The 13290-nt window shown below is 58.6% G+C and carries 12 protein-coding genes and 1 pseudogene; 10 read left to right on the top strand and 3 right to left on the bottom strand.

Annotated elements, in window-relative coordinates:
* Positions 1-34 precede the first annotated feature (34 nt).
* Together fadD2 and fadD1 are read left to right on the top strand one after the other, a co-directional pair.
* Complete coding sequence (gene fadD2 / locus LOY68_RS24615) at positions 35-1723, top strand: long-chain-fatty-acid--CoA ligase FadD2 (RefSeq protein ID WP_265040496.1); 1689 nt, start codon at positions 35-37, stop codon at positions 1721-1723.
* A 360-nt stretch (positions 1724-2083) separates the two neighbouring features.
* Positions 2084-3775, top strand: coding sequence for a long-chain-fatty-acid--CoA ligase FadD1 (fadD1, locus tag LOY68_RS24610; RefSeq protein ID WP_163912617.1), 1692 nt, complete (start codon positions 2084-2086; stop codon positions 3773-3775).
* A 147-nt stretch (positions 3776-3922) separates the two neighbouring features.
* Here the strand turns inward: fadD1 and LOY68_RS24605 are convergent, their stop codons facing one another.
* Positions 3923-4300 carry a hypothetical protein gene (locus tag LOY68_RS24605; protein ID WP_046032015.1) on the bottom strand — a complete coding sequence of 126 codons (378 nt, stop codon included), beginning with the start codon at positions 4298-4300 and terminating at the stop codon, positions 3923-3925.
* A gap of 200 nt (positions 4301-4500) precedes the next feature.
* Between LOY68_RS24605 and LOY68_RS24600 the strand changes: the two genes are divergently transcribed.
* From LOY68_RS24600 to def, 3 genes are all read left to right on the top strand, one after another.
* Positions 4501-4692: a CsbD family protein gene (locus tag LOY68_RS24600; protein ID WP_054044898.1), complete on the top strand. Its 192-nt coding sequence runs from the start codon at positions 4501-4503 to the stop codon at positions 4690-4692.
* Positions 4693-4867: 175 nt separating this feature from the next.
* Entirely contained in the window at positions 4868-5818 is a 951-nt protein-coding gene (locus LOY68_RS24595) for a YihY/virulence factor BrkB family protein (RefSeq protein ID WP_163912619.1), read from the top strand.
* Between the two features lie 2 nt (positions 5819-5820).
* Complete coding sequence (def, locus tag LOY68_RS24590) at positions 5821-6360, top strand: peptide deformylase (protein ID WP_265040492.1); 540 nt, start codon at positions 5821-5823, stop codon at positions 6358-6360.
* Between the two features lie 92 nt (positions 6361-6452).
* Here def and LOY68_RS24585 read toward each other — a convergent pair whose 3' ends face one another.
* Together LOY68_RS24585 and LOY68_RS24580 are read right to left on the bottom strand one after the other, a co-directional pair.
* The gene (locus tag LOY68_RS24585; protein WP_265040490.1) at positions 6453-7274 is read right to left on the bottom strand and encodes a class I SAM-dependent methyltransferase; all 822 of its coding nucleotides are present in this window, start codon (positions 7272-7274) and stop codon (positions 6453-6455) included.
* Positions 7275-7334: 60 nt separating this feature from the next.
* Positions 7335-7772 (bottom strand): GNAT family N-acetyltransferase, encoded by a 438-nt coding sequence (locus LOY68_RS24580; RefSeq protein WP_265040489.1) that lies wholly within the window; start codon positions 7770-7772, stop codon positions 7335-7337.
* Between the two features lie 409 nt (positions 7773-8181).
* Between LOY68_RS24580 and LOY68_RS24575 the strand changes: the two genes are divergently transcribed.
* From LOY68_RS24575 to LOY68_RS32395, 5 genes and pseudogenes are all read left to right on the top strand, one after another.
* Positions 8182-9123, top strand: coding sequence for a fatty acid desaturase (locus LOY68_RS24575; RefSeq protein ID WP_265040488.1), 942 nt, complete (start codon positions 8182-8184; stop codon positions 9121-9123).
* A 135-nt stretch (positions 9124-9258) separates the two neighbouring features.
* Positions 9259-10050, top strand: a complete 792-nt coding sequence (locus LOY68_RS24570) for a phosphate/phosphite/phosphonate ABC transporter substrate-binding protein (RefSeq protein WP_265040486.1) — start codon at positions 9259-9261, stop codon at positions 10048-10050.
* Positions 10051-10270: 220 nt separating this feature from the next.
* Positions 10271-10813, top strand: coding sequence for a sigma-70 family RNA polymerase sigma factor (locus LOY68_RS24565; RefSeq protein WP_265040484.1), 543 nt, complete (start codon positions 10271-10273; stop codon positions 10811-10813).
* The gene (locus LOY68_RS24560; protein WP_265040482.1) at positions 10810-11823 is read left to right on the top strand and encodes an ABC transporter substrate-binding protein; all 1014 of its coding nucleotides are present in this window, start codon (positions 10810-10812) and stop codon (positions 11821-11823) included. The genes LOY68_RS24565 and LOY68_RS24560 overlap by 4 nt, the downstream gene beginning before the upstream one ends.
* Before the next feature lie 641 nt (positions 11824-12464).
* Positions 12465-13241, top strand: a pseudogene (locus LOY68_RS32395) (PAS domain-containing protein); the annotation flags it as partial.
* Positions 13242-13290 lie beyond the last annotated feature (49 nt).

The raw sequence follows: 13290 nt of genomic DNA, 5'->3' as shown, positions 1-13290 counted from the left end.
GGCCAAGGTGATTCAGGTAAAGAGGACAAGAACAATGCAACCTGATTTCTGGAATGATAAACGCCCGGCCGGCGTGCCCCTGGACATCGATCTTGGGGCCTATAAGTCGGTGATCGAGGTGTTCGAGCGTTCCTGCAAGAAATTCGCGGATCGCCCGGCCTTCAGCAACATGGGCGTGACCCTGACCTACGCCGAGCTCGAGCGCTACAGCGCCGCATTCGCCGGTTACCTGCAAGCCCACACCGACCTCGCGCCGGGGGATCGCATCGCGGTGCAGATGCCCAACGTCCTGCATTACCCGATTGCCGTGTTTGGCGCATTGCGCGCCGGGCTGATCGTGGTCAACACCAACCCGCTGTACACCCCGCGGGAGATGCGTCATCAGTTCAAGGATTCCGGTGCCCGGGCGCTGGTGTACCTGAATATGTTCGGGGCCAAGGTCCAGGAAGTGCTGGCCGACACCGACATCCAGTACCTGATCGAAGCGAAGATGGGCGATCTGATGCCCGCCGCCAAGGGCTGGCTGGTCAATACGATGGTGAGCAAGGTCAAGAAGATGGTCCCGGACTATGCCTTGCCCCAGGCCATTTCCTTCAAGAGCACGCTGCGCCTCGGTCGGGGCCTGGGCATCAAGCCGCTGAAAGTCGGCCTCGACGACATCGCGGTGCTGCAATACACCGGCGGCACCACCGGCCTGGCCAAGGGCGCAATGCTGACTCACGGCAACCTGGTGGCGAACATGCAACAGGCGCGCGCCTGTCTGGGCCAGTTCGGCAATGACGGTCAGCCGCTGCTGCGCGAAGGCCAGGAAGTGATGGTCGCGCCGCTGCCGCTTTACCATATCTATGCCTTCACAGCGAACTGCATGTGCATGATGGTGACCGGCAACCACAACGTGCTGATCACCAATCCGCGCGACATCAAGGGCTTTATCAAGGAGCTGAAGAACTGGCGGTTCTCGGCGTTGCTGGGGCTCAACACGCTGTTCGTCGCGCTGATGGATCACCCGGACTTCAAGACCCTGGATTTCTCCAGCCTCAAGCTCACCAACTCCGGCGGCACCGCGCTGGTCAAGGCCACCGCCGAGCGCTGGGAACAACTCACCGGTTGCCGCATCACCGAAGGCTACGGCCTGACCGAAACCTCGCCGGTGGCCTGCACCAACCCGTATGGCGACAAATCGCGGATCGGCACGGTCGGCCTGCCGGTGCCGGGCACCACGCTGAAAGTCATCAATGACGAAGGCATCGAGCAGCCATTGGGCGAGCGCGGCGAGTTGTGCATCAAGGGCCCGCAGATCATGAAGGGCTACTGGAACAAACCCGAGGCCACCGCCGAAGTGCTGGATGCCGAGGGTTGGTTCAAGTCGGGTGACATCGGGGTCATTGATCCGGATGGTTTCGTGCGCATCGTCGATCGCAAGAAAGACATGATCATCGTCTCGGGCTTCAACGTGTACCCGAACGAAATCGAAGACGTGGTGATGGCCCACCCGAAAGTCGCCAACTGCGCGGTGATCGGCGTGCCGGATGAGCGTTCGGGGGAGGCGGTGAAGTTGTTTGTGGTGGCCCGGGAATCCGGGGTCAGCCTTGAAGAGTTGAAGGCTTACTGCAAGGAAAACTTCACCGCGTACAAAGTGCCCAAGCACATTGTGTTGCGCGAGTCGTTGCCGATGACGCCGGTGGGCAAGATTCTGCGGCGGGAGTTGCGCGATATCGCGTAACACCCGGTAGATTGAAGGGCTGCCAAAAGATCGCAGCCTTCGGCAGCTCCTACAGGGGATTGCGTTCTCTGTAGGAGCTGCCGAAGGCTGCGATCTTTTGCTTTTAAGGCCCATTTCACGAGGCTTTCAGGGTTGTATAGAATTTTTGCTCTAAAATGACCGCTTGCTGTTCTTGAGTCATCAAAGTGACTGTAGAGGCTGCTTTTGGCTCTAGTCGGCCCTTGGCAAAGCTGCTACTCTCGGCGCGCTTTTGTGACTTCTCGGCCTATCTAAAAGCCAGACTCACCAATAAAAAACACACACCAATAATAATCGCATCAAATGCGGTGATGAATTCGCGTTGCTGAGGAGTGGGCTTCCATGATCGAAGACTTTTGGAAGGATAAGTACCCTGCCGGGATTGCTGCCGACATCAATCCAGACGAGTATCCGAATATTCAGGCAGTGTTGAAGCAGTCCTGCCAACGCTTCGCTAACAAACCGGCATTCAGCAACCTGGGCAAGACAATCACCTACGGTGAACTGTACGAATTGTCCGGTGCCTTTGCCGCTTACCTGCAGCAGCATACCGACTTGCAGCCCGGTGATCGAATCGCCGTGCAGTTGCCCAACGTGTTGCAGTACCCGGTGGCCGTTTTCGGTGCGATCCGCGCCGGGCTGATCGTGGTCAACACTAACCCGCTGTACACCGCGCGGGAGATGGAACACCAATTCAACGATTCCGGTGCCAAAGCCCTGGTTTGCCTCGCCAACATGGCGCATCTGGCCCAGACCGTCGTGCCGAAAACCGGCGTCAAGCACGTGATCGTCACCGAAGTGGCCGACCTGCTGCCACCGCTCAAGCGCCTGCTGATCAACAGCGTCATCAAGTACGTGAAGAAGATGGTCCCGGCGTATCACTTGCCCAAGGCCGTCAAGTTCAACGACGTGCTGAGCAAGGGCCATGGCCAGCCAGTGGCTGAAGCCAACCCGGACAGCGGCGATGTTGCGGTGCTGCAATACACCGGCGGCACCACCGGCGTGGCCAAGGGCGCGATGCTGACCCACCGCAACCTGGTGGCGAACATGCTGCAGTGCAAGGCGCTGATGGGTTCCAACCTCAATGAAGGTTGCGAGATCCTGATCACGCCGCTGCCGCTGTATCACATCTATGCCTTCACCTTTCATTGCATGGCGATGATGCTGATCGGCAACCACAACATCCTGATCAGCAACCCGCGCGACCTCACGGCGATGGTCAAGGAACTGTCGAAGTGGAAGTTCAGCGGTTTCGTTGGTTTGAACACGTTGTTCGTGGCGCTGTGCAATAACGAAGCGTTCCGCAAGCTGGACTTCTCGGCGCTGAAAGTCACCCTGTCCGGCGGCATGGCCCTGCAACTGGCCGCGGCCGAGCGCTGGAAAGCGGTCACTGGTTGCGGCATCTGCGAAGGTTACGGCATGACCGAAACCAGCCCGGTGGCCACGGTCAACCCGATCCAGCACATCCAGATCGGCACCATCGGGATTCCGGTGCCTTCAACCCTGTGCAAAGTCATCGACGATGCCGGCGTTGAACAGCCGCTGGGCGAAATCGGTGAGTTGTGCGTGAAAGGCCCGCAAGTCATGAAGGGCTACTGGCAGCGCCAGGACGCCACCGATGAAATGCTCGACAGCGAAGGCTGGTTGAAGACCGGCGATATCGCGCTGATCCAGCCGGACGGCTACATGCGCATTGTCGATCGCAAGAAAGACATGATCCTGGTCTCCGGTTTCAACGTGTACCCGAATGAGCTCGAAGACGTGCTGGCGACCCTGCCGGGCGTGCTGCAATGCGCAGCCATCGGCGTGCCGGACGAGAAGTCGGGCGAGGCGATCAAGATCTTCATCGTCGTCAAGCCGGGCGTGACCCTGACCAAGGAACAGGTGATGGAGCACATGCGCGCCAACGTCACCGGTTACAAGGTCCCGCGCTCCGTGGAATTCCGCGATGCGCTGCCGACCACCAACGTCGGTAAGATCCTGCGCCGCGAATTGCGTGACGAAGAGCTGAAGAAGCTGGGCGTGAAGAAGTAAGCCCCGCTTGAAACACAAAAGCCCCGCAGATGCGGGGCTTTTTGTTGAGGCTTGGAAAGCAGGATCAAAAGATCGCAGCCTTCGGCAGCTCCTACAGGGTGTACACCCTCCAATGTAGGAGCTGCCGAAGGCTGCGATCTTTTGCTGTTACAAACGGAACGGCGCGAAGTTGACGTTGGTACCCGCCGGGCGCATGTCCTGCAGGTACGAGTCCTTGTCGGCGCTCAGTTCCAGGCTCAGGGCCGCTTTGCGCTTGCCTTCGTTGCGCACCACCAGGCCTTCGAGTTTTTCCCGCAGGAACACCGTCGGTACTTTCAGGTGCAGCAGTTCGTCGGTGTCCGGCGTGTGCATCAACAGGTGCACCCACTCGTACTGACCAACGGCCAGGCGTGCCACCGGGATGTCGAACCACCAGATGTTGCGGTTGCGGTTCAATTCGGTGAAATGGCAGTTGTTGACGCCAAGCACAGCACCGCCGAGTTCCTGGTTTCTGCGGGCAATGGCCTGCTTTTTATCGAGTTTCATAACATTCCTACGGGATTGGATCTTCAGCGCCATGGCCTGAATACGTTGCGCATTCTCGGGGGTTGGACGGCAAACATAAAGCCCAACCTTTAATCGGCGATGAAATGTCGCAGTGAAAATAAATGAAACTCCGTGCAAACGCTGCCGGTCAATCTTTCTGTAACGACTTTCCCCGTTGAATTGTTCACAGGAGAAACACCATGAGCAGCACTGGCGATAAAGTTAAAGGCATGGCAAACGAAGCGGTCGGCAACGTCAAGCAAGGCGTCGGCAAGGCCACTGACAACACCAAACTGGAAGTAGAAGGCAAAGTGCAGGAAAAGAAAGGCGAAGCCCAGCAAGCCGTTGGCAAAGCCAAGGACGCGGTCAAGAAAGCGGTCGATAAGTCCTGACGTGTCCGCCCCTTCAGGCACACTGAAACGGCCATCCGCGGATGGCCGTTTTTGTGTCAGCCGCCTCGGTTAAACAACGAAATTGTTTCAAGGTCGCCAAGTAGGCTACTTTGATGTAGAAAACGGCCCCTGAGTCGCCACGACTTCAACCCTTTTGCGGCGAAAGGAGACGCTAATGATTTTCCCGAACATGAAAGGTCTGCCCATCCATCGCGTGATGGTGCGCACGGTCACCGAGTTCATCGATGACGAGATGTCGACCTATGCCTCGGCGTTGGCCTATCAAATGCTGTTCTCGCTGTTCCCCTTCATTCTGTTCCTGATTGCCCTGATCGGTTTCCTGCACCTGCCGGACTTCTTCTCCTGGCTGCGCCTGCAATCGGAACTGGTATTGCCGCCCCAGGCCCTGGAGCAAGTGAACCCGGTGATCGATCAGTTGCAGCAATCCAAGGGTGGTTTGCTCTCGATCGGTATCGTCATCGCCTTGTACACCGCTTCTGCGGGCGTGCGGCTGATGATGAGCGCGATGAACGCCGCCTACGATGTGGTCGAAGGCCGCCCGGTGTGGAAGCGTTTTCCGCTGTCGATTTTCTACACCATCGGCATCGCCGGGATGCTGCTGGCCGCTGCCGCGCTGATGGTGCTCGGGCCGCAGGTGATGGGCTGGATTGCCGCGCAGGTTGGCCTCGAAGACTTCATCGTCACGGTCTGGACCATCGCGCGCTGGCCGGTGATCGTGATTCTGATGATGGTCGCGGTGGCATTGATCTATTACGTCATGCCCGACGTGCGCCAGGAGTTTCGCTTCATCACGCCGGGCTCGGTGCTGGCGGTGGTGGTGTGGATCATCGCCTCGTTGGGTTTTGCGTTTTACGTCAAGACCTTCGCCAACTACAACGCCATGTATGGCAGTATCGGCGCGATCATCGTGCTGTTGCTGTACTTCTACATTTCCGCCGCAGTGCTGTTGCTCGGCGCGGAGATGAATGCGGTGATCGAGCACATGTCGACCGAAGGCAAGGACCCTGGCGAAAAGGTCCCCGGCGAGCACGACCACGAAACCAAACAACACGTATCGGGACTGGGACGGGATCACTCGCTCAAGCCGAACACTGACGAAGCCTGAACATGATCCGTGAAATCCTGAAAATGGGCGACGAGCGCCTGCTGCGTATCGCGCCGCCCGTGCCTGCTGAAATGTTCGACAGCCCTGAATTGTGGCAACTGATCGACGACATGTTCCAGACCATGGAAAGCGTCGGCGGCGTTGGCCTGGCCGCGCCGCAAATTGGCGTGGACCTGCAACTGGTGATCTTCGGCTTCGAGCACAGCGAACGTTATCCCGACGCCGAAGCGGTGCCGCAGACGATCCTGATCAACCCGTTGATCACGCCACTGAGCCCGACCCTGGAAGAAGGTTTCGAAGGTTGCCTGTCGGTGCCGGGGTTGCGCGGTGCGGTGGATCGCTACCAGCACATTCGTTATGAAGGTTTTGATCCCAAGGGCCAGCCGATTACGCGGATCGCCTCGGGGTTCCATGCGCGGGTGGTGCAACACGAATGCGATCACCTGATCGGCCGGTTATACCCGTCGCGGATCACCGACTTCACCAAGTTCGGGTTTACCGAAGTGATGTTCCCGGATCTGGATCCTGCTGCGGACGATTAACCCGCTAAAAGATCGCAGCCTTCGGCAGCTCCTACAGGGTTTTGAGTACACCTGTAGGAGCTGCCGAAGGCTGCGATCTTTTGATCTTGCTGTTATTTCGCAGGTTTGACGAACCGCAACGTCATCCGGTCCGACTCGCCAATCGCCACATACTTGGCTTTATCCTTCTCCCCCAACGTCAACGCCGGCGGCAAGGTCCAGACGCCTTCAGGGTAATCCTTGGTGTCCTTCGGATTGGCATTGATCTCGCTTTTCTCCTCAAGCTTGAACCCTGCATCCGTCGCCAGTTTCACCACGTACGCGGTGGTCAGGTAACCGCTGTGCTTGATCTCGTCCAGCGATGATCCGTCCTTGGCCCGGTGATCCACCACGCCGAGCACGCCGCCCGGTTTCAATACCTTGAAGAACGACTCGAACATCAGCGGCGCCGTTTCCGCCAGTACCCAGTTGTGCACGTTGCGGAAGGTCAGCACCGTGTCCGCCGAACCGGGTTTACCCAGTACCGGTGCCTTGGGATCGAACTCGACCACTTGGGCCTTGGCGTATTGCGCCGGAGTGGCAGCGAATTTGGCCTTGAGGGTTTCTTCATTCTTGCGTGCGTAATCGCTGACCGTCGGTGCCTGCACGGCGGCAATGTAAGTACCGTGATCCTTGAGCAACGGCGCCAGCAGTTCGCTGTACCAACCACTGCCGGGAGTGATTTCGATGACGGTCTGATTCGGTCGCAAGCCGAAGAATTGCAGGCTCTGTTGCGGATGCCGGTAGACGTCGCGCACTACGTTCTGCGGCGCGCGCCAGGTGCCTTTGAGCACCTCGGCGTATTGCGCGGCGGAAACGGGCTGGGTGTCGGCCGCATGGGTCAAGGCAGGGGCGAGCAGGGCGGAAAGGGTCAAGGCGAGTAGGGCAGGTTTCATGGAGCGTCCTGGCGAAGTCGAAGTCGACCCCGAGGCTAGCACGCAGCCATTGGCGGCCGATCACTCATTATCGTTGGTCGACCTCACCAACGGTTCTAAGCCCATCGCAATCATCGGTTTGCTGCGCGCATAACGGGTCAGGCGCTCGACCATGGCGTAGGGCATTTGCGGGTCGAAGGTAAAGCCGCGGCGCTCGTAAAAACCGCGCAAATCCGGGTGACAGTACAGCCAGACCGGGCTGTCGAGGCCTTTGACAGCTTCGGCGATCAACGCCGCGGCGAGGCCTTGTTCACGGCACGCGGGATCGACAAACAACCCGGTCAACCAAAACCCGCCCGCGACCGGTCGCAAACACAATGCCGCAACAATTTCCCCGCGCCGGGCCACCCACAATTGTGCATCGCGTACCGCTTTCATCGGCGATTGGTGAGCGCGGTAAAACTTGTTCATCAACGGCCACAGCGGCTCGTCGAGTAAAGCGTATTGGGTGTCTGGCATGGGCTTAAGCTGTCGATGGGTCAGGCGGGCGATTATAAAAGAACGCGGACGTCGCGATAGGTGTATACCTGACTTCACATCCCGTATGAGTGGAGTACGTATCATGGCCAAAGGCATGGATTCAAAAAAAGCGGCAAAGAAAAAACCGGCAAAAACCGCCGATGAAAAGCGCGCGGACAAGAAGGCCAAGAAGGTGGATGTGTTCGGGCACTAATAGCCAAGTCACCCTGCACTCCCTGTAGGAGCTGCCGAAGGCTGCGATCTTTTGATTTTGATTTAAAAAAACCAACGTCAAAAGATCGCAGCCTTCGGCAGCTCCTACAGGGGCAGTGTTGAATCAAGAAAATAATCTGCAAGATTTCCCCGCGTCGTTGCACAGAGAGGGACAAGTCCCGTTCTGAGCAAAGCCATGTCCCATTACTTCGACGCCGCCCATCGCGCAGAAATCGAAACCCTGCGCCAACGCCTGACCGCTCGTACCGAGTGGCCGACCTGGTTGTTGCTGATTGGTGTGTACGTCGCCTGGTTCAGCATTGTCCTGGCCAGTGAGCGCCTGGGCCTTGGCTTGAGCACGCTGTTGCTGATTCCATTGGTGGTGCTCTGGTTGTCGGTGCAGCACGAATTGCTCCACGGCCATCCCACGCGCTGGCTGGCGCTGAACAGACTCCTCGGTTACGCCCCGTTTGCGGTGTGGTTTCCCTACACCCTCTATCGCAACAGCCATTTGCTGCATCACCACGACGAAGACCTGACCGTTCCCGGTCGCGACCCGGAAAGCCGTTACCTCACCGCCAAACACTGGCAGCGCAGCTCCGTGTTCAAACAGGCCCTGCATCGGCTGAACAAAACCGTGCTCGGGCGTGTGATGGTTGGCGCGCCGATGGCGTTGCAGGCCCTGGCCCGCAAGGAACTGCGACGCCTGCGCGCAGGCGAGCGCCAGGCCTGGCTGATGTGGCTGACCCACGGCACGCTCACCGTGTTGATGCTGACCTTCATCGCCCGCTACAGCGCGCTGCCGGTCTGGCATTACCTGCTGCTGATCAGTGTGCCGGCGCTGTCGATTGCAATGATTCGCTCCTACTATGAACACCGCCCCAACGCCCAACCCGAGCAACGCACCGTGCTCAATGAAGCCTCGTGGCCGTGGAGCTGGCTGTTTCTGAACAACAACCTGCACCTGGTGCATCACGATTTGCCGAGCTTGCCCTGGTATGACTTGCCCAAGGCTTATCGCGCACGGCGTGAGCAATGGCTGACGCGCAGTGGCGGGTTTTTGGTGCAGGGTTATGGAGAGTTGTGGCGCCGGCATGGGGTGAGGGCGATCGACAGCCCGCAGCATCCATTTCATTGATCAAAGGTGACCTCCTTGTGGGAGCGAGCTTGCTCGCGATGAGGCCAGCACATCCAACATTGATGGCGCCTGTCCCGCCGCTATCGCGAGCAAGCTCGCTCCCACAGGGGTTCTTTGTTGCATGGGAATAACGAGATGACACAACACATCGTCGAGCTACTGATGTACACCGCCCCCGAGCCCATCCGCCAGGCCAACGAACGCTGGTTGACCCGGATTCTCGAGCGCCTGGACACCACCCGCCAAACCGCCGAAGGTCTGTCGTTGCCGGACTTATGGCTATCCCCGGACCTGCTGCTGACCCAAACCTGCGGCTACCCGCTGATGACCTTGTTGCGCGGTCAGGTCCGGGTGGTCGGTCGTCCGCGTTACGAATTACCTGACAGCAACGGCGGCAACCATTGCAGCCTGCTGCTCAGCCGCGCCGACGATCCGCGCCGCAGCTTGCTGGCGTTTTACAACAGTCGCGGGGTGATCAATGACGAAGGTTCCAACAGCGGCATGAACCTGCTGCGCCATCGTCTGGCGCCGTTGCACCGCGACGGTCAGTTCTTCGCCAGTGTCGGCATCAGCGGCGCCCACCGCGAAAGTCTGCGTTGGTTGCGCGAAGACCTCGCCGACCTGGCCGCCATCGACAGCGTGACCTTCGCCTACCTGGCGCGACATGCCGAAAAAGAAGTGGCCGGCCTACGCGTGGTTGCCCGCAGTGCGTTCAGCCCGACCTTGCCTTACATCACCGTCGCGAGCGCCAGCGATGAGCAGATCGAACAGCTTCGGCAGGTGATGAACCAGACGTTGGAGGAATTGCCCGAAGTCGCCGAAGTGCTCGGTTTACAGGAGGTATTACCTGCAACGGAAAGTGACTACCAGATCGTGCTCGATTACCAACAGGAAGCCGAGGCATTGGGCTACGGGCGGTTACGTTAGGTAATGAAGATAGCTCCTACAGGGACTACGCCCATCCCTCGTCGAACACCAATCCCCCGTAGGAGCTGCCGAAGGCTGCGATCTTTTGATCTTGCTTCTTTAAATTCCATAATCGAATATAAAAATACCTTTTAAGTATTATTAAAGAATAAGGATCCCCGGCTAGAATCGCGCCACCGGATCACCGGACATTCAGCGACCCCTAACCCCAGGAGCCCCTATGTCCGGCGCCGACCTTTCCCATCGCAACCACGTGGGCGGATTGTTCCGCGCACATTACCCGTGGTTATGCGCACGGTTGCGCGGGCAACTGGGCGCCAGTGCCGACGTCGAAGACATCGCTTCTGAAACCTTTACGCAACTGCTCGAATCCCCAGGGCTGACGCCGATCCGCGAGCCTCGCGCTCTGCTGACCACCATCGCCCAGCGCCTGATCTACCAACTCTGGCGCCGTCGCGATCTCGAGCGCCAGCATCTGGAGCAACTGCAAAACGCCGATGCCGATCAAGCGCAATCACCCGAACAACTGTTGCAACTGACCCAGGCCCTGCATCGCCTCGAGCGCAGCCTCGAACGCTTGCCGGGCAAGGTCCGGGCGACGTTCCTGTTGTCGCGCATCGACGGCCTGACCTACCCGCAAATCGCCGCCGAACTGGGCATTTCCCAGCGTTCGGTCAGCGTCTACATGACGCGCACCCAAGCCTTGTGCACCCAGCACAGCGCCAATCAACCCTTAAACCGAACGACCCAGAGGTCCGCATGAGATCGATCAAAACCCTGCTCGGCAGTTCGCTGCTGGCCCTGAGCCTCGTGGCTACCCACGCGCCCGCCGCCGAAAAAACCGCACCGATCCACTTTGGCGACATCACTTGGGAAAGCGGCAGTTTTATCACTGAAGTGCTGCGCCTGATCGTCGAGAAAGGCTACGGCTACCCGACCGACACCTTGCCGGGCAGCACCGTCAGCCTCGAAGCGGCGCTGGCCAAAAACGATATCCAGGTGATCGGCGAAGAATGGGCCGGGCGCAGTCCAGCGTGGGTCAAGGCGTCGAACGAGGGCAAAGTGTTCGGCCTCGGTGATACGGTCAAAGGCGCCACCGAAGGCTGGTGGGTGCCGGAATACGTGATCAAGGGCGACGCGGAGCGCGGGATCAAACCGTTGGCACCGGAGCTGAAATCCGTTGCGGACCTGCCGCGCTACAAGGACGTATTCCGCGACCCGGAAGACCCGAGCCGTGGGCGCTTCCTCAACAGTCCTACCGGCTGGACCTCGGAAATCGTCAACAGCCAGAAACTCAAGGCCTATGACCTGACCGCCGACTACGTCAACTTCCGCACCGGCTCCGGCGCCGCGCTGGATGCCGAGGTCGCATCGTCGATCCGCCGTGGCAAACCGGTGCTGTTCTACTACTGGTCGCCGACGCCGTTGCTGGGTCGTTTCAAACTGGTGAAACTCGACGAGCCGGCCTTCGATGCCGAAGCCTGGAAAACCCTGGCTGATGCCAACAACCCGCACCCGAAAGGCACTCGCTCGATGCCGGCGAAACTGGCAATTGGCGTGTCCGCACCGTTCAAGGCGCAGTACCCGGATTTGGTGGCGTTCTTTGAAAAAGTCGATCTGCCGATTGATCTGCTGAACCAGACGCTGGCGCAGATGAGCGAAAAACGTCAGCAACCGCGTCAGGTCGCCGAAGCGTTTTTGCGTGATCAACCGCAGGTGTGGAAGGGCTGGGTGCCGGGGGAAGTGGCGAGCAAGGTGAGTGGGAGTTTGTAGGTTTTTTCTGATGTTTTTGTAGTGCCTGATCCATTGCTTTCGCGGGCAAGCCTCGCTCCTACAGGGGTTAGCGTTCCTCACATCGACGCCAAACCTGTAGGAGCGAGGCTTGCCCGCGAATGGCCTCCCGCCACACACCCATTCCACTGCCATCACCGCTTTCTTGCCTGGCCAATAACCCCTCGCGCCTCAAATCCCACCCCCAGTTACCCCAGTCCAGCTTTTGTCCTGAAAGCCCTGAATACTGGCCGACTAATGGCCTTGCACCCTCTATGTCGCTGTCTATGCTCACTCTTAGTTAGCAATGTCGGTCGCCATATCAAGGATTGGCGACCGTCGAGCACAGCCGAAAAAGCCTCAAGAGTGCGCAGCCCAAGGCACCGACACTGAACAACAAGGAGCGGTCCCGTAAATGGAGTTACTTACCCAATCGTTAGGGTTGTTGGCCCGACCGGGCTATCAAGAGAAGGATGTCTTGATAAGAGCGTTGCTGCATGGACACTCCGATTGAACATCATTTATCACCTGACAAATCCTTCCCTTGGAGGGATGCGTGTGCCTGTTCCGTGGAACGTAGTGGTGGATCTTGAAAGACCAAGAACTTTCATCAATCAAAAGAACGCGCTGAAGGTGATAGAACCATGTTTAACCTACATCACAAGGCTGACCTGTTGCAGATCGAGCGATCCAATTGCGCATTGACCGAGGCCAATGCCAAGTTGGCGGCGGTCAGTCGCTCGATGGCGATGATCGAATTCAGCCCTGAGGGCATCGTGCTCGATGCCAACGATAACTTCTGCGCCACCATGGGCTACAGCGCCGAGGAAGTGCGCGGTAAACACCACCGGATCTTTTGCGAGGAAGCGTTCTATCGGAGCGAGGATTACGCCAAGTTGTGGCGTGAGCTGGCCAGAGGTGAACCGATCAGTGGCACGTTCCTGCGGTTGAACAAGGCCGGTCGGGAGATTTGGCTTGAAGCCAGTTACATGCCGGTATTCGGGCCTGATCGGCAGGTTAGAAGTGTGATGAAAGTGGCCGCGGACATCACGGACCGAATCAATAAAGAACACGAAAACGAAAGCATGCTCGCGGCCATCGGGCGCTCCATGGCGGTGATCGAATTCACCCCCGAAGGGCGCGTGATTGCAGCCAACGAAAACTTCCTGAAAACCATGCATTACTCGCTCAACGAAGTGGTTGGTCAGCACCACAGCCTGTTCTGTCATCGGGCCGAATCCGAGTCAGCGCATTACAAGGCGTTCTGGGCTTCACTCAATCGCGGCGAATATCACTCGCACCGTTTCGAGCGCAGAGACAAACACGGTCATACAGTCTTTCTGGAGGCGTCCTACAACCCGTTGTTCGACAGCAAGGGCCGCTTGTACAAAGTGGTCAAGTTCGCCAGCGACATCACCAATCAGGTCACCACCCTGCAAACCGCTGCGGAATCGGCCCACAGCACTTCGG

It is taken from the genome of Pseudomonas sp. B21-053, from assembly GCF_026016365.1.
Taxonomy (GTDB): domain Bacteria; phylum Pseudomonadota; class Gammaproteobacteria; order Pseudomonadales; family Pseudomonadaceae; genus Aquipseudomonas; species Aquipseudomonas nunensis.
This window is presented reverse-complemented; position numbering and strand designations above follow the sequence as displayed.